The 24,787-nt window shown below is 32.4% G+C and carries 16 protein-coding genes and 7 pseudogenes; 5 read left to right on the top strand and 18 right to left on the bottom strand.

Features of this window, described 5'->3' with window-relative positions:
* Positions 1 to 84: 84 nt before the first annotated feature.
* Together ABLV95_RS04420 and ABLV95_RS04415 are read right to left on the bottom strand one after the other, a co-directional pair.
* The gene (locus ABLV95_RS04420; protein WP_069815918.1) at positions 85 to 678 is read right to left on the bottom strand and encodes a hypothetical protein; all 594 of its coding nucleotides are present in this window, start codon (positions 676 to 678) and stop codon (positions 85 to 87) included.
* 111 nt (positions 679 to 789) lie between these two features.
* On the bottom strand, positions 790 to 1,245 hold the full coding sequence (locus tag ABLV95_RS04415) for a hypothetical protein (RefSeq protein WP_460872615.1): 456 nt from the start codon (positions 1,243 to 1,245) through the stop codon (positions 790 to 792).
* Positions 1,246 to 1,509: 264 nt separating this feature from the next.
* On the opposite strand from ABLV95_RS04415, the gene ABLV95_RS04410 reads away from it, so the two are divergent.
* Positions 1,510 to 2,373 carry a hypothetical protein gene (locus ABLV95_RS04410; RefSeq protein WP_427704675.1) on the top strand — a complete coding sequence of 288 codons (864 nt, stop codon included), beginning with the start codon at positions 1,510 to 1,512 and terminating at the stop codon, positions 2,371 to 2,373.
* Between the two features lie 144 nt (positions 2,374 to 2,517).
* Here the strand turns inward: ABLV95_RS04410 and nucI are convergent, their stop codons facing one another.
* The gene (gene nucI, locus ABLV95_RS04405; RefSeq protein WP_427704677.1) at positions 2,518 to 3,048 is read right to left on the bottom strand and encodes a thermonuclease NucI; all 531 of its coding nucleotides are present in this window, start codon (positions 3,046 to 3,048) and stop codon (positions 2,518 to 2,520) included.
* Between the two features lie 210 nt (positions 3,049 to 3,258).
* Here nucI and ABLV95_RS04400 point away from each other — a divergent pair, with 210 nt between their 5' ends.
* Positions 3,259 to 3,450 carry a hypothetical protein gene (locus ABLV95_RS04400; RefSeq protein WP_069815926.1) on the top strand — a complete coding sequence of 64 codons (192 nt, stop codon included), beginning with the start codon at positions 3,259 to 3,261 and terminating at the stop codon, positions 3,448 to 3,450.
* A 222-nt stretch (positions 3,451 to 3,672) separates the two neighbouring features.
* Here ABLV95_RS04400 and ABLV95_RS04395 read toward each other — a convergent pair whose 3' ends face one another.
* The 5 genes and pseudogenes from ABLV95_RS04395 to hflX all read right to left on the bottom strand — a co-directional run bounded on the left by ABLV95_RS04395 (position 3,673) and on the right by hflX (position 9,062).
* Entirely contained in the window at positions 3,673 to 3,870 is a 198-nt protein-coding gene (locus tag ABLV95_RS04395) for a hypothetical protein (protein ID WP_069815928.1), read from the bottom strand.
* A 703-nt stretch (positions 3,871 to 4,573) separates the two neighbouring features.
* A pseudogene (gene glnA / locus ABLV95_RS04390) lies at positions 4,574 to 5,915 on the bottom strand (type I glutamate--ammonia ligase).
* Positions 5,916 to 5,936: 21 nt separating this feature from the next.
* Positions 5,937 to 6,305 (bottom strand): MerR family transcriptional regulator, encoded by a 369-nt coding sequence (locus tag ABLV95_RS04385; RefSeq protein WP_002507792.1) that lies wholly within the window; start codon positions 6,303 to 6,305, stop codon positions 5,937 to 5,939.
* A 265-nt stretch (positions 6,306 to 6,570) separates the two neighbouring features.
* Positions 6,571 to 7,810: pseudogene (locus tag ABLV95_RS04380) on the bottom strand (aminotransferase class I/II-fold pyridoxal phosphate-dependent enzyme).
* 16 nt (positions 7,811 to 7,826) lie between these two features.
* On the bottom strand, positions 7,827 to 9,062 hold the full coding sequence (gene hflX / locus ABLV95_RS04375; RefSeq protein ID WP_427704681.1) for a GTPase HflX: 1,236 nt from the start codon (positions 9,060 to 9,062) through the stop codon (positions 7,827 to 7,829).
* Between the two features lie 95 nt (positions 9,063 to 9,157).
* Between hflX and ABLV95_RS04370 the strand changes: the two genes are divergently transcribed.
* Positions 9,158 to 9,631 (top strand): glutathione peroxidase, encoded by a 474-nt coding sequence (locus tag ABLV95_RS04370; RefSeq protein WP_065337888.1) that lies wholly within the window; start codon positions 9,158 to 9,160, stop codon positions 9,629 to 9,631.
* A gap of 132 nt (positions 9,632 to 9,763) precedes the next feature.
* Here the strand turns inward: ABLV95_RS04370 and hfq are convergent, their stop codons facing one another.
* The 3 genes and pseudogenes from hfq to ABLV95_RS04355 all read right to left on the bottom strand — a co-directional run bounded on the left by hfq (position 9,764) and on the right by ABLV95_RS04355 (position 11,894).
* Positions 9,764 to 9,982 carry an RNA chaperone Hfq gene (gene hfq / locus ABLV95_RS04365; protein ID WP_285323125.1) on the bottom strand — a complete coding sequence of 73 codons (219 nt, stop codon included), beginning with the start codon at positions 9,980 to 9,982 and terminating at the stop codon, positions 9,764 to 9,766.
* Positions 9,954 to 10,933: pseudogene (miaA, locus tag ABLV95_RS04360) on the bottom strand (tRNA (adenosine(37)-N6)-dimethylallyltransferase MiaA). Before miaA ends, hfq begins: the two are co-directional and overlap by 29 nt.
* 21 nt (positions 10,934 to 10,954) lie before the next feature.
* Positions 10,955 to 11,894: pseudogene (locus ABLV95_RS04355) on the bottom strand (lysophospholipase).
* A gap of 311 nt (positions 11,895 to 12,205) precedes the next feature.
* Between ABLV95_RS04355 and ABLV95_RS04350 the strand changes: the two are divergent.
* Complete coding sequence (locus tag ABLV95_RS04350) at positions 12,206 to 12,952, top strand: sulfite exporter TauE/SafE family protein (protein ID WP_427704687.1); 747 nt, start codon at positions 12,206 to 12,208, stop codon at positions 12,950 to 12,952.
* Positions 12,953 to 13,019: 67 nt separating this feature from the next.
* Positions 13,020 to 13,523, top strand: coding sequence for a MepB family protein (locus tag ABLV95_RS04345; RefSeq protein WP_069832840.1), 504 nt, complete (start codon positions 13,020 to 13,022; stop codon positions 13,521 to 13,523).
* A 90-nt stretch (positions 13,524 to 13,613) separates the two neighbouring features.
* Here ABLV95_RS04345 and ABLV95_RS04340 read toward each other — a convergent pair whose 3' ends face one another.
* The 7 genes and pseudogenes from ABLV95_RS04340 to mutS all read right to left on the bottom strand — a co-directional run bounded on the left by ABLV95_RS04340 (position 13,614) and on the right by mutS (position 24,502).
* A complete protein-coding gene (locus ABLV95_RS04340; RefSeq protein ID WP_460876484.1) occupies positions 13,614 to 15,281 on the bottom strand; it encodes a glycerol-3-phosphate dehydrogenase/oxidase in 1,668 nt (555 codons plus the stop codon).
* Positions 15,282 to 15,427: 146 nt separating this feature from the next.
* Positions 15,428 to 16,931 (bottom strand): annotated as a pseudogene (gene glpK, locus ABLV95_RS04335) (glycerol kinase GlpK).
* 183 nt (positions 16,932 to 17,114) lie between these two features.
* A pseudogene (locus tag ABLV95_RS04330) lies at positions 17,115 to 17,934 on the bottom strand (MIP/aquaporin family protein).
* Positions 17,935 to 18,105: 171 nt separating this feature from the next.
* Positions 18,106 to 19,140 (bottom strand): S66 family peptidase, encoded by a 1,035-nt coding sequence (locus ABLV95_RS04325; RefSeq protein WP_427704692.1) that lies wholly within the window; start codon positions 19,138 to 19,140, stop codon positions 18,106 to 18,108.
* A gap of 225 nt (positions 19,141 to 19,365) precedes the next feature.
* Entirely contained in the window at positions 19,366 to 19,899 is a 534-nt protein-coding gene (locus ABLV95_RS04320; protein ID WP_069815953.1) for a glycerol-3-phosphate responsive antiterminator, read from the bottom strand.
* A gap of 11 nt (positions 19,900 to 19,910) precedes the next feature.
* Positions 19,911 to 21,862 (bottom strand): annotated as a pseudogene (mutL, locus tag ABLV95_RS04315) (DNA mismatch repair endonuclease MutL).
* Between the two features lie 12 nt (positions 21,863 to 21,874).
* On the bottom strand, positions 21,875 to 24,502 hold the full coding sequence (gene mutS / locus ABLV95_RS04310) for a DNA mismatch repair protein MutS (protein ID WP_460876734.1): 2,628 nt from the start codon (positions 24,500 to 24,502) through the stop codon (positions 21,875 to 21,877).
* Positions 24,503 to 24,787: the final 285 nt, after the last annotated feature.

The following is a 24,787-nucleotide window of genomic DNA, read 5'->3' as shown; positions in this document are numbered from 1 at the left end:
GATGCATTCATAAATATTAAATAAAGAAATCCTTCAAATCAAATGTGCTTTAGTTAAAAGACTGACATTCTGATTTGAAGGATTTTATATTGCTTTCTTTTCTGAAATTAATGCTTGGTTAATACGTTCATCTCCAACAACTAAGCGTAAGATAACGAATTGATAATAACTTAATGAATCAATGACACTTCTATAATTAGGAATTTGATGATAATCGATAGGATCCAACAATTCATACATCAAGACGATTTCTGGTTTAACATAATCTACATCCCATTTGATTGAATGGAAATAAATATGTTTCTCAGGCATCCTAATATTATGATTCCATCTAAACATCCAATCTTCATCTTCTACATCATAAACAATAATCGTCATGATGATATCTTCGTTATCAAAGATATTAGCGTGTGTCACTTTAGGAAAATCAATTTTCGTGAAATCTGACGTTGAGGATGTGCCATCATATAGCACAGATTTAAATGTTTTAGGTATATATTTTAAAACTTCCCCTAAAAATTTTCTTTCAACACTTATGTCTACTTTTCCATTTAAATTAAATTTATCATGCAAAAATAATTGTTTAGCAACTTCACCATTATATTTAAATAAACTAGCTACATTTTCATTTAGCGTCTCTACAATTTGTTTAATATTATTATTTTTAGTATCTGGCAAATGAGCACCTCCTATTCAAAGTAAGCGTTTCCAATAATATTCATTATATAATTTGTAGAAGCGTTTTTCAATGTATAAAACATGAAAATGTGAAATAAAACACATTTAATTTTAAAAATCACCTATATGTATAAAATCATGTGCTAATCTGGTATTTAAAAATTCAGGTCTATTAATAAGCAAAAATTGATCAGCACTTTGTATTAGCGCAACTTGAATTTCAGCTACTTCAGGTATAGTCTGATATAATGAATTATCTGCCATATAAGGCATAGTAGCAAAATACCGACTAATACGATATTTTGAAAATGTTTGAGCAACATCTGTCCCTACTATAATATGATATTCACTGCTAACCACACCATTTGATAATATAATATTAAAATTTGTATGTTTAGCTACATATTTAATAATATCCGTAGAATAACTAATCACTGAGATTTTAATTCCATTATAAAATAATTGATCAATTATTTTATAAGCAACAGGATGATTATCAAATGCGATAATTTCATTTTCATTGATCTTCTCAGTAATTTGCTCGAGATAACTTTTAATAGCACTCAAATTGTCGTCCTCCATCTACACTATTTATATTGCGCATAATTTATTATATCTATTTATAGTCATAAGTAAAACTATAAATCATTGTTCAAACGTTCACTTAGTTAACTTTTATTATAGGAATAATCACACAAATAATAACAATTGTTATTAATAATGATTTTATTGTATTTTTTATAACAATTTAATAAATACAATTTGTACTACTTTAAAGAAAGGCGTAAAATAAACCTTGTTAAAAATTAAATTAAGATTAGGATGATACACATGTTTTTAATTTCTATTTTACTTATAATAATTGTTCTATTAATTATTATTGTATTTATAAATCATCACCTTATGAAACATAAGCTTGATACTGAAATATATTCTAAGAATCAATTAGTTAATAAAATCAGTATGGTTACGAGTGAAAACACATACTTAAAAAATCAGATGTTAGATATTGATGCAAATAACGATACATATCATCATGGATTAAGAAAAGCCAAACAGGATTTAAATGAAATTTTATCACAATACAAAACAGAAACTAAGATTAAGTTTTATGACATCATTGCTACAAGTAATCTTGCAGTAAAACATCCGTTATTTGAATATGCAAGAACATTCGATTATATCGTGATAACTGATAAAGGGCTCTTCAACATTAATGTTAAAAATTGGAAACAAAAAACGTTCTACCATTTTAATGTAGACTCTAACTTAGAATCTTTATCTAATAATGAAGACACAGTAAATCAAACTGTCGGTCGCTACATTGCGAATCAATATCATTCACAATTTCAAACAACACGAAAAACAAGTTATACATTTATAGAACGTATCAAAAATAACTCAGTGATTTTTGAATTTTATAATTATGATCCATATGAACAATCTTCTCAAAATGCCAAAGTATTAGAAGATAAAATAAATGAACACTTAAAACGTCAAATCAAGAGTATAGGACTTGTTTATTTTACAGATGGTAGTGTGAATATCATAGATGGACCAACAATTAGAGGAGATTACGCAGAAACCGTCTCTTCAAAATCATCTTTAAAAGAAGTCATTGGTGAAACACTAGCATCTTCAAATGAATCATTAACTGAAGAACAATATAATAAATTAGTGAATCATATGCATTAATCGATATTACTAGAAAGAATAGTGGCAAAAATAAAAAGGTAGCTCCCTAAAATGGGAAGCTACCTTTTATTTTGTGCACAAAGTCACATGATTCCTTTTAGCATTTATATGCATACTTTGTACAACCACGTTCGGTTGATTACTTTAACTCCAAATATTCTCATTGTTATTTTTTGCTTGTTGTTCAGCTTTTTCAAATACGTCTCTGTATTTACCATTAGGTGCATAATATTTTTCTTTAGCTAAACCTTTTTTTATTAATTCTTCATTAAACATTGTATGCTTATCTAACCATAAATAAGCTAATGTTCTTCCATATTGATCTTCTTGTTCTTTATCATATTCCAAAAAAACGTCTTTGTTTGTCAATTGTGCTTTAGAATAATCAGAAGCTTCTTTACCATATGGTTGAACTGGAGTATCAGGTTTAACTGTTTCTGGCGTGTCCACTCCGATAAGTCTAACCTTCAGTTCTTTGTTATTGTCATCTTTGGCAACCAAAGTATCACCATCAACAACACGTTCAATGTGCACTTCCTCAGTTTCGTTAGGTCCAGAATCTGATTTTGATCCATTATTTTGAAAAGGCCCTGTTCCATTTATAAATTGAAACGCAAGTACACCTAACACAATCACACTAACAACTAATATCGTCATTTTTTTAGTCGATTTCACTGTTGCACCTACTTCTTTTGAATTGTCCAAATTATCATATAGAAAATCAATTAAGCCGTCAAGTTAGCGTAGTCCACAATATTTTATACTTTAATTCAAATGACAAAATTCTGTTATAATATTCAACGTAATTATAATGACGAATAATAATATTTTATTTTATATCACTGATAAACTCGTGCTATAATACATTAGATAGGAGTGAACAAATTGAGTATATTTAAAGAGAATATGATTACAATCATCGCAGTGATTATTGCAGTGATTGTAGGACTCATATTACAAAATCAATTTCAATTACCGTTAATGGTATCGGCAGTCGTAGCGATTTGTTTAGGTGTCCTTATTGGTTTCATTGTTTTTGTTATCCAAGCAGTCGTAACGAAATATAAAAAGAAATAACCTTTACTGCCGCATATCAAATGCGGGCAGTTTTTTTATGTATCATTTTAATACGTATTAGCAATAGAACGATAAGAAATAAAATTTTTCACTTTAGTTTACATAACTATATTATAGTAGTTTTAACATCTTTCTTAAATTATCGTCGTTACTTTATAGATCCTTTTCACAAAATAAAAAAGTCGAGTAAAAAGTTAAAACTTCATACTCGACTTTTTTATTTTAAGTATTTTTTATGAATGTCAGTATAGCATTAAACTCTTCTTCATTCGATGAGTATGTGCGTTCCTCAACTTCTCGTACTGTAGCATTTAGTAACTGATAACCCGCCACTTCATCATCTTCTAAAAATGCATTAATACTACTCTCTAATTCTTTTAATGATGCCGCTCTCAATGTACTTAGTTTAATCTTGTTCATCTACCCATCCCCTTATCAAGATAAATAATATTTATTAGTTACATATTACTACTTATACATCATACATACAATTAATAATACAATAGCTTCAAATATTAATGTGCATTATAATGCTCTTTGTTGACTCTTATAATCCTTTTATCTTAAAATTAAGTTTCAGTTTATAATGATTGAGGTGATTATTTTCTTCAAATCAAAAGAAGCGCGTGCATTTATTATATACTTTGGAATATGTCTTACTTTATTTACATTATATTTATTACCTTTCGTGCACGCGATATTCGGTTAATATAGGTGTATCACTACAATTATATTATCTCAACAAACAGCCCCAAATAACTCAAATCGAGTTATTTGGGGCTGTTCTTTATTAATAATGTTTTAACGTAAGATGTTATTAAAATAGCTAAGATTTGCATGAGTAATATAATTAATATGTGTCGCTTCTTTAGACAACATATCCTGTGATTTAATTAATTTTTGTATTTGCAAATCATTTTTATGCTTGTTTTTCATCTGACTTTTAGTAATAAAGTGGGCTAAAAATGGTATAACTATAAAAGTGATTATCCAGTTTGGAATTTAAAACCCGCACCAAAAACACTTCCTAACATTAAATCGGTGCAAAAAAACAACCCGAGATCATTCATTCAGAATGACCCGAGTTGTTGATATTACTGATATTATCCCTCTTGTTTAGCACCTAGTATTCTTTAAGGTATTGTTCTCTTTCCCATTCAGAAACTTGTGTTCTATAATAATCCCACTCAATTGATTTAGAGTTAATAAATTGATTATAAATATGATTGCCTAAAGCTTCTTTAATTGGTGCGTTATTTTTCATTGCTTTAACAGCAGTGTATAAAGTTGAAGGTAAATCTTCTATACCAACAGCTTCACGTTCTTCGCGATTCATTTCATAAATGTTTTGGTTAACTGGTTCTGGAACTTCTAGTTTATTTTTAATACCATCTAAACCTGCTTCTAAAAGTGCTTGCTAATGCTAAATATGGATTGGCAGCTGGATCTACTGAACGTACTTCAACACGTGTAGATAATCCACGAGAAGTTGGTACACGGATTAATGGTGAACGGTTTTTACCACTCCAAGCGATATAACATGGTGCTTCGTAACCTGGAACTAAACGTTTGTATGAGTTTACTAAAGGATTACATACAGCTGTGAAACCACGTGCGTTTTTCAAAGTACCTGCTATGAAATGATAAGCATCTTTCGTCATTTGCATATCGCCATCTGGATCATAGAATGCGTTCTCTTTGCCCTTGAATAATGACATGTTAAAGTGCATCCCACTACCATTAACACCGAATAAAGGTTTCGGCATGAATGTCGCATGTAGATTATGTTGACGTGCAATTGTTTTTACAACAAGTTTAAATGTTTGAATGTTATCACAAGCTGTAATTGCATCTGCATATTTAAAGTCTATTTCATGTTGACCTGGTGCGACTTCATGGTGACTCGCTTCAATATCAAAGCCCATGTCTTCAAGTTCTAATACAATATCACGACGACAATTTTCACCTAAATCTGTTGGTGCAAGGTCAAAGTATCCACCATTATCATTTAATTCTAATGTTGGTTCGCCTTTTTCATCTAATTTAAATAAGAAGAATTCTGGCTCAGGCCCCAAATTCAAATCTGAGAATCCTAATTCTCTCATATTTTCTAAGACACGTTTTAAGTTTGAACGTGGATCACCTTCAAATGGTGTATGATCTGTTTTATAAACATCACAGATAAGTCGAGCAACTTTTCCTTGTCCTGCTGTCCATGGGAAGATAACCCATGTATCTAAATCTGGGTATAAATACATATCTGACTCTTCAATTCGAACGAAACCTTCAATTGAAGAACCATCAAACATCATTTCATTATCTAATACTTTTTCTAGTTGGCTAACCGGTACTTCTACGTTTTTAATTACGCCTAGAATATCAGTGAATTGTAAGCGTAAATATCTTACGTTTTCTTCTTTAGCAAACTTATGAATGTCTTCTTTAGTAAATGTACGTTTTGGCATTGTAAATGTCCCCCGTTAATATTATTTGATAAAACGTGATAAGTCACCACGATTTATCGGTATTGCTTCTCGTTGTGGTTTCTGGGTAGCTTCAACTATCATTTGTTTTCTTGTTTCTTGTTCATCATCAGAAAGATGACTTTGCTCTTCATTAAGAATTTGCTTAATACCCTTGATATTAAATCCTTTTTCAATCAGTTTTTTAATTTCTAAAAGTCGTTCCAAATCATTTAATGAAAAGAGCCTCTTATTGCCTTCTGAACGTTGTGGTTTAATCAGTTCATGTGTTTCATAGTAGCGAATTTGCCTTGCGGTTAATTCACTCAATTTAGTTACAACACTGATAGAGAATACAGGCATATTGCGTCTTAATGTATCGTTTGACTTCAATTCCCTCACCTCTATTTTTGAACTTGTTCTAAATTTAGCACAATTTTTCAATAATTTCAAAAATATGTAAGGTTTCCTCACATATCCTTTGAACCCTTGGTATCACTAACGTGCGTCTTATCAACATTTATAAATCATATTAATTTTTAGAAAATTCCTTTAATTTGTTCAAAAAAATCCATATATTTTATCTAAATTCACATCATTAGCAAGTATATTACTTCAAAATGTGTGTTTGATAGAATACATGGATTTTAGCTTCCTTTTATATCAGTTGCTGTGATTTAAGATTTGCTCGCAGCTCTTGTTACTGCCAATTTCACATGCTCGTAAGTTAAGCCACCTTGTACATAGGCTTCATATGGTGGTCGAATTGGACCATCAGCTGATAATTCAATAGACGAACCTTGGATAAACGTACCGACAGCCATAATAACATCGTCTTCATAGCCTGGCATAGAAGCAGGTTCTGGCTTAAAGTGCGCGTTAATCGGTGAAGCTTGTTGAATACTTTGGCAAAATTGAATCATTTGCTCTTTCGTATCAAATTCAACTGTTTGTATAAGATCCGTTCTCGGAACATCATATCTTGGTTTTGTATGCATGTTCATTTTTTCTAATAGTAGACTCGTAAACAATGCGCCTTTTAAACTTTGGCTAACAACATGAGGTGCTAAGAAAAAGCCTTGGTACATTTCTTGTAATGAGTTAAGAGAGGCACCCGCTTCTTTACCTATACCAGGTGCAGTTAAACGGTATCCACATCTAGCAACCAAGGATTCTTTGCCGGCAATATAACCACCAATTTTAGCTAAGCCACCACCTGGATTTTTAATTAATGATCCGGCAATTAAATCTGCACCACATTCTATCGGTTCACGCGTTTCAACGAATTCACCATAACAATTATCTACAAAAATAATCACGTCCGGATACTGTGATTTTATTGTTTGAATTGCGCGCTCAATCACTTCTAAATTAAGAGAAGGTCGTTGATCATATCCTTTAGAACGTTGAATTGCAATAACTTTGGTTTGTGGTTTGATTTGATTCATTACTTCTTCTATATCTATATCATCATCTTTTAAATCAACTTTATTATAACTCACGCCGTATTCTTTCAAACTTTCAATACCATTTCCATTTATGCCAATAACCTCTAATAAAGTATCATAAGGATTTCCTGTTATATATAACAGCTCATCACCATATTTTAATGTGCTTTGTAAAGCAATCGTTATCGCATGGGTACCTGAAATAATTTGCGGTCTGACAATAGCATCTTCTGCTTTAAAAACATGAGCATAAATTTCTTCTAAATGGTCTCTACCAAAATCATCATAGCCATAACCAGTAGTGCCTTGCAAGTCATTTTCAGTTGCTCTAACCGCATGAAATGCATCTAATACTTTTTCCTGATTAACATATGCTGTTGCCTCAATGTTTCTGAAATATGGTGCTAACGTTTCTTCTGTATTAGCAATCAGCTGTTTCATATCTTCCATTAATCATTACTTCCTTCTATTCTTTTTTATATCCTTTAATTTCATATGTCGCATCATCTTCATTAAATATTAATTCTGAGACAAGTGTATGCTGTTTGAGAAAATATAATCTATCCGCATTCGCACTTGGTATGGTTTCTTCATAATATGTGAGTGTTTTTTGCACTTGATCAAATAGCAATTGTTTTACTTTGTCTATATCTGCTTCATCTCGACTAGAAACAAATACCGATGGCTTATTCGTTGTCGGCGTCGCACCTTCATGTAAATCTTTTTTATTAAATATAATCGCTTGCGGAATTTGTGCCATATCTAAATCTGCAATAATTCCATTCACAGTATCATATTGCGCTCTATACTCAGGATGACTACTATCAACGACATGTAATAATAGATCCGCATTTTTTGCTTCTTCAAGCGTTGATTTAAAAGCTGCAATTAATGTCGTTGGCAGCTTTTGAATAAATCCAACTGTATCTGAAATAATTAAGTTAAACCCATCATTTATCTGGATTTGTCGTGTTTTAGGGTCAAGTGTTGCGAATAATAAATTCTTTTCATATGTTGTTTCATTGGCAAGCATGTTAAACCAAGACGATTTACCTGCGTTCGTATAACCTATGAGTGCAACTTGGAAAACATGGTTCTGTTCACGTTTATTACGATAACGTTCACGATGTTCAACCACTGTTTCTAATTGGTGTTTAATTTCATTCATTCTCGTTCTAATATGACGACGGTCCATTTCTAGCTTCGTTTCACCAGGGCCTCTTGTCCCAATACCGCCACCTAAACGTGACAAACTACGTCCATGCCCTTGCAATCTTGGCATTAAATAATCAAGTTGCGCTAATTCAACTTGTAATTTACCATCTTTACTGCTTGCTCTTAATGCAAAAATTTCTAATATTAATTGCGTTCTGTCGATAATTTTCACATTTAAATTTCCATTTAGCGCTTTTGATTGTGCTGTTGTTAATTCATCATTAGCAACAACGACATCGATATCATGATATTCAATATACGCTCGAATATCTTCTAATTTCCCTTTACCAACATAATATTTTCTATCAAAATGCGTTCTGTTTTGAGTAAACTGTTCTTGAACGTTTAGTTGACACGTTTCTGACAATGATGCTAATTCTTCCATTGTCGACTCAAAATCAAATTCATCATCATTTTGAGCATGTACTCCAACTAAAATAGCTGTTTCTAATTCTTTTTTTGTATTATAAGTTTGTTGTTGGGTCATAACATGCACCTCTTTTCTTAGCTATTCTATCATAGTGTATATATAAAGACTACAGCGCCAATTTATGTTAGATTATTTATAAGAGGTGAATTAAAATGACTATATATGACATAGAAGTTCAGAAACCAAATGGAGAATCGTACAAATTAGATACGTACCAAGGACAACCCATGTTAATTGTTAACACGGCTAGTGAATGTGGTTTTACACCACAGTTCGAAGGACTTCAAAGTTTATATGATAAATATAAAGATCAAGATTTTATAGTATTAGGTTTCCCTTGTAATCAATTTGGAGGTCAAGAGCCTGGCACTGGTGAAGAAGCTACACAAAACTGTAAAATTAACTATGGCGTTACTTTCCCAATGCATGAAAAAGTTGATGTCAAAGGTGAAAATCAACACCCACTATTTGAATTTTTAACTAAAGAACAAAATGGTGTCTTCAATGAAAAAATCAAATGGAACTTCACTAAATTCCTAGTAGATAAAGATGGTAAAGTTGTAAAACGCTTTTCTCCACAGAAAAAACCTAATCAAATCGAATCAGAAATTGAAGCATTATTATAATTTGAAGATTTTATGATTTTCTGAAACAATATTAATCATTACAATATCTATAAATAAATATAAGCTACACTAGATGTCAATTAATCTAGTGTAGCTTTTTTAGTTTTTAATTTTTAATTATATATTTTCTGATTATGATGTTTGAGGTACATCATCAATTGTAAAAGTACTGATAGCATGTTTATAAATAAAATGCTGTTTACCTTGAGATAATAAGCATACTACATACTTATCATAATCCTCAATAACACCTTTCATTTGAAAACCATTCATTAAAAACACAATCACTTTTGTTTGATCAGTCTTAAATTGTCCTAGGAATTTATCTTGGATGTTTTCTGTTGTCTTCATGTTCTATACTCCTTTTCTTTATTTGGACTGAAACTTCATCTAACATCGATGAAAGTGACATTTTCTCTTTATCTAACCATACTACGTCTAGCTTATTTTTGAACCAAGTCATCTGTCGCTTTGCATAGTTTCGAGAATGTTGCTTTAATTTATCTATTGCGTCATTTTTATTTGTACCGCACTTCACTACAGGCAACATTTCTTTATAGCCTATAGCTTGCATACTTTGACATGATTCATATCCCGCATCTACGAGTTGTTTCACTTCATCAAGTAAACCACGTTCCAACATTATATCTACGCGTTTATTTATTCTTTGATATAATATGTCACGCGACATTTCTATCCCTAATAATAATGTATCATAATTTTCTGTATATTGTTGAACTTTCTTTCGAGAACTTAAAAGTTTTTTTGTTTTTAAATAATATTGTATTGCCCTGCGCACTCTTTTTCTATTATTAGGATGAATATCTTCTGCTGACTCACTATCAAATGATGATAAATACTGATGTAACGCTTCATTTGATAGCTGATCTAATTCTGCTAATTTTTTATCTACTAATTCACTTTCTTCTTCTGTGATTGTTTCATCTTCAAACGCATAATCGTGAATCAGAGACTGGATATATAAGCCCGTGCCTCCGAGCAATTATAGGCACACATCCTCTATCAGTAATCTCAGTTATTAATTGTCTGGGCTCTATTTTTAAAATCAAATGCAGAAAATGTTTCATCTGGTTCTAATATATCTATCATATGATGTGGCACGCCTGACATTTCATCTGGTGTAATCTTTGCTGTACCTATATCCATATGCTTGTATACTTGCATTGAATCGCCACTGATAATTTCACCATTAAATTTTTTCGCTAATTCAATGCTAAATTCTGTCTTTCCAACAGCAGTCGGTCCTACAAGTACGATTAAAAAAGGTTTATCGTTATGCACGTGTATATCAACTCTCTTTAGTTATTTACTATTATTATTTATCTTTTTTAAAATTTGCTTTTCAATCCATTCATACATGTTATTCCATGTAATATCAGAATCCGTATCGAATAAAACTTCATGGCGTTTATTTTTGTATAAATGGACGGTTACATGTTTCACACCACAGCGTTTATATAATTTCCCTAGTTTTCTAATACCTTTACCTTTGCCACCTAACGGATCGTCTTTACCCGATATGAGTAGTACAGGAAGTTCTGTATTCATTTTTTCAATATTTTTTACACGACTTGTGGCTAATGCGTGTTTTATTATTTGGTATATAAGTTGATTGGAAACTAAAAAACCAGTATTCGGATCTTTTATAAATTTAGCCACTTCTCGAGCATCGCTAGATAACCAATCGCTTGAAGTTTTTTGATTTTTGATATCTTTATTGAATGATTTATACATTAATCGGTTAATCCACTTCAATCGACGTCGTTTCCCTAATATTAAAGTAATGATTTTCATTAATGCGAGCAATGGGTAGACCTAAATACTTTGGATATTGTGCTGTGCCACTAAGAATTAAACCTTGCGTCGCATCAGGATATTTTTGAGCAAATACACGCGCTATAATAGAACCCATAGAATGACCAATCATAATGTATGGGATGTTTGTATAGTGTGTACACATTGTTTGAGCAATTTCATATGTATCATCCGCTACTTGTGATATATCATCTATATGTCCGCGTTCTTTTTCATTTATTTCTTTACCATGACCTCTATGGTTATGGCGTAATACATCATATCCTTGTTGATTAAACGATTCAACAAGTTCATCATATCTTCCCATATGTTCTGCCATACCATGAAGCAAATGTACAACACCAATTGTTTCATGTTTGGCTTTATCTAATTTCACTTCTAACATTGTGCCATCTTCAACAGTAATCTTAAATTCCTTTTGACTCATGTGATAGCCCCCAAATCATGCATCATTTCAATCTTCTTATACTATACAATATACCCTCAAAATTCAATGTTATCAAATAGAATGCAAAACGTTAACCACTAGACAACGATATATTAAAAAACATTGATTTTATAAATACTTAAGAAAATATTCTCACCAATAAAAATGCAATAATCCTTCGAAACCCTAATATGATTCTATATTAAAAATGTTATACTCAATATCAAGTATTGAATCAATAATAGGTATTGAGTTAATCATGCTCATCATAAAATGTAAAACAAACAACAATTCGTCGAGGAGGACATCTAATGGATATAACGATTTTTATTTTTATTTTATTAGCTATATTCTTAGGTGCTTTAGTCCGAACATACTTTGGCTTTGGAGAAGCTTTAATCAGCATGCCTTTATTAGCTTTAATCGGTTTAGATATAAAAACAGCTATATCTTTAGTGGGTATCGCCGGTCTAACTGTGGCTTTATTCAATATTTTTTCTGAAATGAAGCATATTAAATATAAGACTTTGGCAGTCATGATGTCCGGTAGTTTAATCGGCATACCTATAGGCATATGGATACTCCATCATTTTGATACTGAAAAAATACAATTACTGTTAGCTATTTTTCTAATCTTTTATGGTATTTATGCATTTATCAAGACCGTTTTTCTTACCCATCACGCTAAAATTAAACTTAAATCTTCTCTATGGGAAGGTTTGGCAGGACTTGTTTCCGGCATGCTAGGCAGTATTTATAACTCTCATGGTGTACCAATCGTTATTTTCGGAACGCTAAGTCAATGGCATATTAAAGACTTTAAAAGTACAATTCAGGCTCATTTTCTATTAACAGCTATCTTTGTTGTCATAGGTCAATTGTTGGGTGGTATATGGACGAGTCAAACTATTCAATTATTCTTAGCTACTTTACCTGTATTGATTGTTGCAGTTTTATTAGGTAAGTATTTATCGAAAAAGACACACCATAATCATTTTGAAAAATGGATTTATATTTTTATAGTTATCTTAGGTATATTAATGCTTTCAACACAGTAATTAGATTTTATATTACTTGCTTCAGAAAACAAAGACTTAAATATAATTTAGCAAAGGTTGGTTTATTATGTTTGAAAATTATGCTTCTAAAAAGTTAATAAATAAAATGCACGAAATGGTAAATGACTTTTCTCCAATTAATTTTGAAGTTGAAAAATGGAATCATGAATATGAGGCTTTTAATTTTAACTTAGCCCATCATACTTTTAAAAGTCGGTTAGCTAAGAAGACACCTAAAAAAACTGGTTATTTTGTTGCAATGTGGCATAAAAATGAAATAGCTCAAAATACTCCTTTTAATTGCGAGGGTTCTAAAGATTACTTGGTTATTAATATTATTGATGGTGATCGTAAAGGACAATTTATTTTTCCGAAAGATATTTTGTTAGCAAATGGCGTCTTAACTTCAACCCAATACAAAGGCAAAATGGCAATGCGTGTTTATCCCAATTGGGAATCAAATTTAAACAAGACTGCATTAAAAACACAAAAGTGGCAAAGCCCTTACTTTTTAGATTTATCTGTCCCCTTCAACGAAAAAGATATCTATACATATTATGATATAAAGTAACACAAAGATATATTGAGGTAGACAAACAAAAACTGGCGACAAAGTCCTAAGACCTTGTCGCCAGTTTTACTATTTATACATATTTATTCTTTAACTGTCTGGTTGGTTATTACCTGTTTGTGCTTCTTTAATCGCAGTTTCTAATTCTTTTGTATATAATTCTTTTTGAATATTTGTATAGCCTAATAATTCAGCCATTACATCAATTACTTGTTCTTTATAATTTAATACATCATCAATCTTGAAATATAATTTACCTGTACGACGGATAAAGAAATCTGTTGGACGGTGAACCATTTCATTTTGAATTGAATAAATTAATTCTGTGTAGATATCTAACGGTAAACCAGTTTCTTGATATTGCGCAGTTTGTGCAATTTTGAATAACTCTTCAGCGTTTGAACCATATTTAGATACAAAGTGACGTGCAGTCGCTTCGTCTATTTGATAAGCTTTTGCATCTTCAACTTTTTGTTCAATATATTTATCAAAGTTTTTACTGCCGCCTACATCGCCACCAGAGATTGGTAAGTGTTTTGTTGCCGCTTTAGCGAAAGTAAGTTTATATTCTGATTTTAAGCGTTTTGCTAATAAATCAACAATTTCTACTGCCATATGACGGTAACCAGTTAATTTACCACCTGCAATTGTTAATAAACCAGATTTACCTTCCCAAACTTCGTCTTTACGAGAAATTTCTGAAGGATCTTTACCTTCTTCTAAAATAAGTGGTCTCACACCAGCCCATGATGATTCAATATCTTCATCAGATACGTTAACATCAGGGAACATATAGTTAATTGCTTCAATTAAATAATCTCTATCTTCTTGGTTAACTAATGGTGATGTCTTAACATTGTCATAAAAAGTATCTGTAGTACCAACATATGCTTTGCCTTCACGTGGAATAGCAAAAATCATACGGCCATCGTTTTCTGTATCAAAGTATACAGCTTGACCTAGTGGGAATTTAGATTGATCAATTACAACATGAACACCTTTTGTTAAACGTAATTCTTTATTGTTACGTGCATAATCGCCACTACGTACTTCATCTACCCATGGACCACTTGCATTGATAACTTTTTTAGCTTTAATTGGGTAAGTTTCATTGCTAATTTGGTCTTCTACTTGAATACCATTAACTGTTTCATTTGAATCATATGTGAAATGAACAGATTTTGTATGGTTAATGATAGTAGCGCCTTTTTCTTCAGCACGTTTCATTACTTCAATAGTTAATCGTGCGTCATCTGTACGGTATTCAACATAAGAGCCACCGACTTTAAGACCAGCTTTTTTAACAAGTGGTTCTTTTGCAAGTGTTTCTTTTGCATTTAACATTGTTTTACGTTCAGCTTTTTTAACACCTGCTAATCTATCATAAACGCCTAAACCAATCGATGTAGTGAATTTACCCATAGATCCGCCTTTATGCAATGGTAATAACATGCGTTCTGGTGTTGTTACATGTGGACCATTTTCATAAACAATCGCACGTTCGCGACCAGTTTCTGCTACAACGCCTACTTGTAATTGTTTTAAATAACGTAATCCACCATGTACTAATTTAGTAGAACGTGAACTTGTACCTTGTGCAAAGTCTTGCATTTCTACTAAAGCGACTTTCATACCTCTATTACTAGCATCTAAAGCAATCCCAGCTCCGGTAATTCCGCCACCAATAATCACAACGTCATAAGCGTCATTTTTCAATTCTTTCTTAATCTGTTCTCTTTTTAAAGTTGATAAACTCATAAAATCCAGCGCCTCCTAAAGTATTAAAAAAAGAGAGACCCATCCCATACATATATAATTGTACGAATTGAATCTCTCATTTCTCATCTCGATATTATTAACTTACCCGTATTGTAGCACAGATAACACTTTTAAGTCTAATTTTTTTACTCATCATCTAATTTAAAGACTTGAGTAGCTTCTACAGCTTTCTTCCAGCCTTTATAATATTTTTCTCTTTCTTTTTCTACCATGTCTGGATTGAATTGTTTTTCTAATTTCCAACGATTAGCAATTTCATCTTTACTATCCCAGAATCCAACTGCAAGTCCAGCTAAGTATGCTTGCACCTAATGCTGTTGTTTCACTAATTTCTGGACGTTCAACACCAACGTTTAAGATGTCGGATTGGAATTGCATAATGAAATTATTCTTAACTGCGCCGCCATCGACACGTAAATTATTTACTTTAATACCAGAATCTTTTTCCATCGCTTCTAATACGTCACGTGTTTGGTAACATAATGATTCTAAAGTAGCACGAATGAAATGTTCTTTTTCAGTACCACGCGTAAGTCCGAAAATAGCACCACGCGCTTCTGCATCCCAGTATGGTGTGCCAAGACCAACAAATGCTGGTACAACGTATACACCTTCAGTTGATTCGACACGTTCTGCATAATTTTCTGATTGCGGCGCTGAATTAATCATTCTGAGTCCATCTCTTAGCCATTGAATTGCAGAACCTGAAACGAAGATAGAACCTTCAAGTGCATAATTGACTTTACCATCAATACCATACGCGATTGTTGTTAACAAACCACTCTTAGAAGTTACAGCTTCTTCTCCTGTATTCATTAACATGAATCCACCAGTACCATAAGTGTTTTTCGCATCACCACGGTTGAAACATGCTTGGCCGAATAGTGCAGCTTGTTGGTCACCGGCGATACCAGAAATCGGCACTTCTTTACCAAAGAAATGGTAATCAACTGTGTTAGCATAAACTTCACTAGAAGATTTTACTTCAGGAAGCATTGAATTCGGAATTTCTAAAATGTCTAATAATTCTTGATCCCATTCTAGGTCATGAATGTTATAGATTAATGTACGACTTGCGTTTGTATAATCTGTGATATGTGCTTGTCCACCTGATAGTTTCCATACTAGCCATGAATCAATTGTTCCGAATAGTAAGTCACCATTGTCAGCTTTTTCTCTTGTACCTTCAACATTATCAAGTATCCATTTTACTTTTGTACCTGCAAAGTAAGGATCTAATAAAAGGCCTGTTTTTTCACGGAATTTGCTTTCTAAACCTTGGTCTTTTAAGTCTTGACAAATACTTTGTGTTTGACGCGATTGCCATACAATTGCGTGATACACTGGACGTGACGTATGTTTATCCCAAACTACTGCTGTTTCACGTTGATTTGTAATACCGATACTCGCGATTTGATCTGCGCCAACATTTTCTTCATTAAGCACTTCAGCAATAACTGCCAATACAGACGTCCAAATTTCGTTTGCGTCATGTTCTACCCAACCAGATTTAGGAAAATATTGTTTAAATTCACGTTGTGCTACGCCTTGGATTTTCCCATCTTGGTCAAAAAGAATCGCTCTTGAACTTGTTGTACCTTGGTCAATTGACAAAATATATTTTTTCATATTGATAATCTCCCTTTTATTATATTTGTTGAATAAATAATGTATGTGAAATGTATGTTTCCCAACAATCTACCTGTATACATTTCTTTTTAATAATTCAACAAACATATTCATATTATTTATTTTTTTATAATATAAGACCTGTTTATATTTTAACGTATAAACAGGACAGTTAAAACTTATTTAATAAATTGTTTCGATACCTTTTGCACTTTTTGCTTTGTTTAAAGCGATTCCAAGCGCAATTGTTACAATTAATAACACGATTGATACAACAGACATCATATCAAACGCACCTTTATAGAACAATCTATAAATGACCGCACCCATCATACCACCTGTAATAGGTCCTAAAACCGGAACAATTGCATAACTCCAATTTGATTTGCCTTTACCAGCTATTGGTAAAATGGCATGTGCGATACGAGGTCCTAAATCACGAGCAGGATTAATGGCATAACCAGTTGGACCACCTAAACTTAAACCAATCGCAACAATTAAACTACCAACAATTAATGGATTTAAGCCGTCAGCTATTTTATTCATTCCAATGAATAATAAACCCATTGTTAAAGCGACAGTACCAATAATTTCACTTAAAAAGTTGGCAAAGTAATTTTTTATTGCTCGGTGCTGTAGAAAACACAGCTAATTTTGTATCTTTATCTTCAGTTGCTTTCCATTGTGCTAAATACATTAACCAAACTAAAATACCACCGATGATACCACCAAGTATTTGACAAATGATGTATCCAGGAACCATACCCCAGCTTAATGCACCGTCCATTGCGAACGCTAAAGTAACAGCCGGATTTAAATGCGCACCAGATATTTCACCAGTAGCGTAAACGCCCATAGTTACGGCAAGCCCCCAACCTGTAGCAATTACAATCCAATCAGCACCGTTACCATTGCTTCGTTTTAAATTAACGTTGGCAACAACGCCACCCCCAAATAATACTAATATTGCTGTTCCCAATAATTCAGCAAAATATACACTCATAGAGACTCCTCCTAAAAAAGACAAAGAGACTCCTACAATTATGTCCAGTGTTAATCCACTGGTTTAATGACTGTAGAAATCTCCCATCTCTGTTCTAATTATTAACTTGTGTTTATCTTACACCTCTATTGAAAGCGTTGTCAATCTTTTTTGTAAAAAAATTGCCACAATTTAAAAATCAATAACAGCGCTTTCTTTAATTTCGAATTGCTGAGTATGACAATTAATTTTTGCTGATAAGCCATAAGGCATGCTGTGCTTGGGTTCATTGTGTCCAAATGACAAATTATATAAAATTGGAATGCTTGGTTTATTACTTCTTTTAATAATTTTTAATATTTCATTTTTATACGCTTCATAATATATTTGATTAAATGGTTTACCAAAAACAATGCCTTCTACTTTATCTAACACCCCTATTTGTAATAATTGATTAAACATTTTCGAAAATTCTAAAGGAGATGGTGTATCTTCTGAAGTTTCTAAAAAAAGTATCGCATGATTGAAATGCTCTAATTCCGGAAATATGGGAGTATCTATCAAACTCACAAATGTTTCTAAATTACCTCCAATTAAATGGCCACTCACAATACCTGCCCCATTTATAACTTCATAACTTTGGTTGTCTCTTTTAGTCCTAGCAATATTTTTATTTTCTACTTTCCATTCTAATCCTGTTGGTCTTGTATAAGGCGTAGGCAATCGTTCGCCAATTGCTGAACTATTGAACCAACATTTTTCAATATCTTTAATTGTATAGCTATCCATTTCTATATTCTCCGCAAAATCTGTCAATAAGGCTTGTCCATAAAAACTAACGATACCCATTTTATAAAACATCATGTGCACAGTCGTTGAATCGGAATAACCCGAAAAAATCTTGGGGTTATCATAAATTGCTTGAAAATCTACATAGGGTAATATGCTAATGGCATCTTCACCACCAATACAACTTATAATCGCTTTTACATCACTATCTTTTAATGCTTCATTCAAATCTGAAGCACGCAGTTCAGGGTGTTCACGGACATATTTTATACCTTTGAGTGCATTGGGCATAATTTTTACATGCAAACCAAATACGGATTCCAGTCGTTCGATTCCTTGTTTTGTTCGCCATAAAATCGAATCTTCTCCGGCTAAACCAGAAGATAAAGATACAATTGCAACAGTGTCACCTCTTAATAATTTCCTCGGTTTTATCATTAAATGTTCCCCCTAGGTTTTTAATTTACATAAATTGATACTTAATCATTAAAAAATGGTATAAAAAAGAATTAGCTATAAGCTTTAGAAATGATTATACATTAATAAAATGATTTAATCTGTTTCTAAAATAGCTAATTCTATTAAGACAATTACATTATGATCAACATCATTCAATCTTTATGCTTTAATAGAACGATTGTTAATTTAACTGCTTTAGCTTTATTACCATAAATCCCGATCACTTGTAGTGATATATTTCGCACCATTTTTTACCGCAACATCAACTTCCTCAACGTCATTAATCAACCCACCAGCAATCACAGACGTATTCGTCTCTTCATTAATGATTTTTATGGCCTTTGTTGCTATACCTGGCAACACTTCAACAAAGTCAGGCTCAACACGTTTTATAAGCTCAATACTTCTAGTTAGTGCATGACTATCTAGAATAAATACACGGAAAACCGTAGTCGTATTCAACGCTTTGGCTTTGTTTATAACTTTCGTTTTTGTCGATACGATGCCTTTGGGATGATAGTTTTGAATGATAAATTCACAAGCAAATTCATCGTGACTCATACCTCTAATTAAATCAATATGCATATACACTTCTATATTATTCTTCTTCATCAATTCCATAATACTTTTAATATGACCTATATGCGTATCTAATAACACACATTCTTTATAATCTGTCTGTATCAGTTTTTCTAAATCTTTCATTGAGCGAATAGCCGGTAAAATATATGGCTTCATCCACTAACCTCCTATATAATACGCTTAAATAAGCGTTCTAATTCATAATTTGAAAAATTAATGATTATCGGTCTGCCATGTGGACATGTAAATGGATCTTCTGTTTCTCTCAATTGATTCACTAAATCTGCCATTTCATTATTCTTTAAATAGTGATTTGCTTTAATTGATTTCTTACAACTCATCATAATAGCAGCTTCTTCACGTATTTTTTTAACATTCACTTTTTTATGTTCTAAGACATACTCAATCATATCTTTAATAATTTCTTCCGCTTCAGCAGACAGGAAACCACACTGGATAACTATCAACAATATAATCATTACCACCAAACGGTTCTAAATGCACGCCCACTTTATCTAATTCTTCAACGTGTTGATTGATAATCATCAACTCGTCTTTAGAGAAGTGAAAAGTTAAAGGAATTAATAAATTTTGTATTTCATTAGATACATCACCTATTTTTTCTCTAAAATATTCGTATTTAATCCGTTCTTGCGCGAGCATGTTGATCAATCATAAACATACCGTTCTCATTTTGCGCAATAATATATGTGCCATGTACTTGACCTACGACTTCCATATAAGGTATACGCTGTGAAGGATTGCTACTGATACTCCCTTTAATGTCTGGTACTTCAGCTACATCTTCAGAAGGTGCTAATGTATTAGTAATATCTTGTTCTTCCATATCTGTCAAGACATCTCTTTGCGTCTTAGCATAATCATAAGTCGATTCTTGCACTGAATAGGAATCCTCTGAGGAGGTATTCGGACTTGAGAGTGTATGATCTAAGGCTTGATTAGATTGATTTGTTTCATTGGGCTGTTTATCCTCAAGGTCAAAATTCAAATTCGTTGAATGTGTAGCATCTCTTTGCTGTTTACGTTTCTCAAAATCAATTTTCTGTTGTTCAAATTTATCCAGCACTTTATTTTTCTGCGTCAATTTATTCATATCATTTTGTGGTATTAAAATACGATCTTTAAAAGCTTCTCGTATTTTTTCTACAATCAATTCAAACAACTGATCTTCTTTAGATAAACGTACCTCTAATTTAGTTGGGTGCACATTGACATCGACCAGTATCGGATCCATTTCAATATTAATATAACAAATCGGGAATCTGCCAATCATTAGCAGTGTATGATAACCTTCTAAAATTGCTTTGTTTATCAAAAAGTTTTTGATATATCTACCATTAATAAAAATAGATATATAATGTTTATTACTTCGGGAATGTTCTGGTTTAGCAACATATCCCTCTAAGCGATAGTCGCTCGTTTCACCAGAGATATGTACTAAATCTTTAGCCACTTTCATCCCATATATTTCTGCCATTACTTCATTTGTACGTCCTGAACCATTTGTTTTTAAAATCGTTCTGCCATCTGAAATAAGTGAAATACGAATGCCTGGATGACTCATTGCCATTCGATTTACGATATCAGTAATTTTACCTAATTCAGTATATAAACTTTTAATATATTTTAAGCGCGCTGGTGTATTATAAAATAATGATTCAACTAATATATCAGTACCTTGTTTCGCTTTTGCAGGTTTTTGATTAAGAATTTCACCATTTTCCACATAAATCTCTTGGCCTTCTTCATTATCTGTACATGTTTTCAGTGTCACTTTGGAAACAGAAGAGATACTCGCTAATGCTTCTCCACGGAATCCAAGTGTGCGAATATGAAACAAGTCATCATCTGCATCTAATTTACTAGTTGCATGACGATGAAAGACGAGGCCTAAATCTTCTATATGAATACCCGTACCATTGTCAACCACACGAATGGATGCTACGCCAGATTGTTCAACTTCGATATTGATTTCAGTCGCTTGGGCGTCAATGGCATTTTCTAATAACTCTTTGACTACTGAGCCTGGACGTTCAACAACTTCCCCAGCGACAATCTTATTCGCTAATGATGTTTGCAACTCTTTAATTTTACCCATTTGACTTCACCTCTATTTCAATTGTTTTTGTAATTCACTTAATTTAATTAATGCTTCTATCGGCGTCATGTTAGATAAATTCAACGTCTTAATTTCATTTTCTATTTCAGATTGCTCGACCGGCGCATCAAATAGTTCAAATGCTGTTTGTTCAAATTGATTTCTATTATCATCCTGTTTTGCATATTCAGATTGCTCAGGATATGTTGCAGCTGCTTCTTCTACATTTGAGTATTGCGCTTCTTGAATACTTGAGTCTACTTCAAGTTTGTTAACTACGACTTGGTTTTCTTGTTTGTCAGTCTGTTCAAACGCATCTAATATGACTTGCGCCCGTGAAATTACTTCATCAGGTAAATGTGCTAATTTAGCTACTTGAATACCATAACTATCATCTACTGCGCCATCTTTAACCTTATGCAAGAAGATAAGTTCACCTTTATATTCGTTTGCTGCTACATGCACATTTTTCAAACAAGATAAAGATTGATCTAAAGTTGTTAACTCGTGATAATGCGTAGAAAATAGTGTTTTAGCATGAGACGTATTCGCAACGTATTCTATCATCGATTGTGCAAGTGCTAATCCATCATACGTCGATGTACCTCTTCCAATTTCATCAAAAATAATCAAACTATTTTCTGTCGCATGTGCGAGTGCTTTCTGCGCTTCTAACATTTCAACCATAAATGTACTCTTACCTGATACAAGATCATCTGCGGCGCCTATTCTTGTAAATATCTGGTCAAAGACTGGGAGTGTTGCAGATTCACAAGGGACGTATGCTCCCATTTGGGCCATAATACTAATTATGGCTACTTGACGCATATAAGTGGATTTACCCGACATATTAGGTCCAGTTATTAAATAGACAAATGTATCTTGATCTAATTCACAATCATTTGGCACATAATCATTATGGTCCATCACGCGTTCGACAACCGGATGACGCGAATTTGTTAATTGTAGTGTTTTATCTTCACTAAAATTGGGACGTGCATAGTTATATTTTTGCGCAATTTCTGCAAAACTTTGTAAACAATCAAGTTCTGATATAACTTTAGCTTGTTTTTGTAAACGTTCTGTATAGGTTTTAATTTTTTCTCTTAGCTGAACAAACAATTGATATTCTAATTCGATTGCTTTATCTTCAGCGCCAAGAATGATGTCTTCTTTTTCTTTCAATTCATCTGTGATAAAACGTTCTGCGTTAGATAATGTTTGCTTGCGATGATAACCAAATGCTGTGGGATCCAAGTCTTGTAAGTTCGCTCTAGTAATTTCAATAAAGTAACCAAACACTTTATTAAAACTAATCTTTAATGATTTAATGCCAGTACGTTGGCGTTCTTTAGCCTGTAATTCAGCTAGCCATGACTTCCCATTTTTAGATGCCTCTAAATACTCGTCTAACTCACTATTAAAACCAGTTTTAAAAAGGCCACCCTCTTTTACAGAAATTGGTGGTTCTTCTTTTAAACTTTCTTCTAGTAAGCCAAGTAATTCATCTAAGGGCTCTAGCGCTTTAAATTGTGCAGTCATCTGTTCATCAAAATCATTAAGTAGATTTTTAATATTTGGGATTTCTGAAATAGAATGTTTCAACTGAATTAAATCGCGTGCATTGACGTTGCCATAACTTACACGGCCTACTAAGCGTTCAATATCATAAACTTGATTCAAATGATTTCTTAATGTATCTCTTTCGATAAAATGATTAATAAACTGTTCTACTGTATCTAAGCGAGATTCTATATGTGCTTTATGGATAAGTGGTCTATCAATCCACTGTTTTAATCGTCTGGCACCCATTGGTGTCTTAGTCTCATCCATTAACCAGAGCAATGTTCCTTTTTTAGTTTTTAAACGAATACTTTCTGTTAATTCTAAATTTCGTTTAGCGTAAAAATCCATTTTCATAAAGTCTACCGCTTCATATTTAACAACTGCTTCAATATGGGATAAATCTCTTTTTTGTGTGTGATATATATAATCTAACAACAATTGTGTCGCATTAAACAAGTTGTCTTCCGTCATAGTATTCACACTATACTGTGCATCTGAAATTTCCGATAATACCGTTATTGTTTCAGTTGTTAAACTGATTTGTCGTTTTAAATCATCATCAATATTCTCGTTTACGACGATTTCATTAGGATTAATAGTTGTAATTTCATTCATTAGTGTCGCTTCATCTTCGAAATGTGTAACTTTCAATTCTCCAGTTGAAACATCACAATAACTTAATGCGTAAGCGACATTATCTTTCACAAAACTTAATATATAGTTGTTTTGTTTTTCATCAACGCCACCTTTATCCATTACCGTTCCAGGTGTAACGATTCTAACAACTTCACGACGAACCATACCTTTAGTCTGTCTTGGATCTTCCATTTGCTCACATATAGCTACTTTATAACCATTGCTAATCAATGTTTCAATGTAGCCATCTGTCGCATGATAAGGTACACCACACATCGGTATTGGGTTCGTTTTTTTGGCATCCCTTTTCGTCAAAGTGATTTCTAATACTCTTGACGCCTCTTTCGCATCATCGAAAAACATTTCATAAAAATCGCCCAATCTAAAAAATAATAGACAATCTTGATATTGTGATTTTATTTTTAAATACTGTTGCATCATAGGAGTTTGGTTAGTCATTTTGATATTTCACAATCCTTCTATTAGTTTCTTACTTTTCAAAAATTAAATTCAATTATTATTGTATCTTTGAATATGTATGTGTAGTCATGTAGCACACATTTCAAATATGCACTGAGCGTGTTTTCATATTCATTTTTGTACCGAAAGCCTCTTTAATACTATCCATTTTCGTTTAATTTTCTTTAACTTTATTAGTTAATTTAACTCTTAAATTTTAACATAACTTTAGATATTACGCCTATTTATTCAATCGTAGCGTTA

The organism is Staphylococcus sp. Mo2-1 (assembly GCF_046721385.1).
Lineage (GTDB): Bacteria > Bacillota > Bacilli > Staphylococcales > Staphylococcaceae > Staphylococcus > Staphylococcus equorum_A.
The sequence above is the reverse complement of the archived record's forward strand: the minus strand, read 5'-3'. Positions and strand labels throughout refer to the sequence as shown.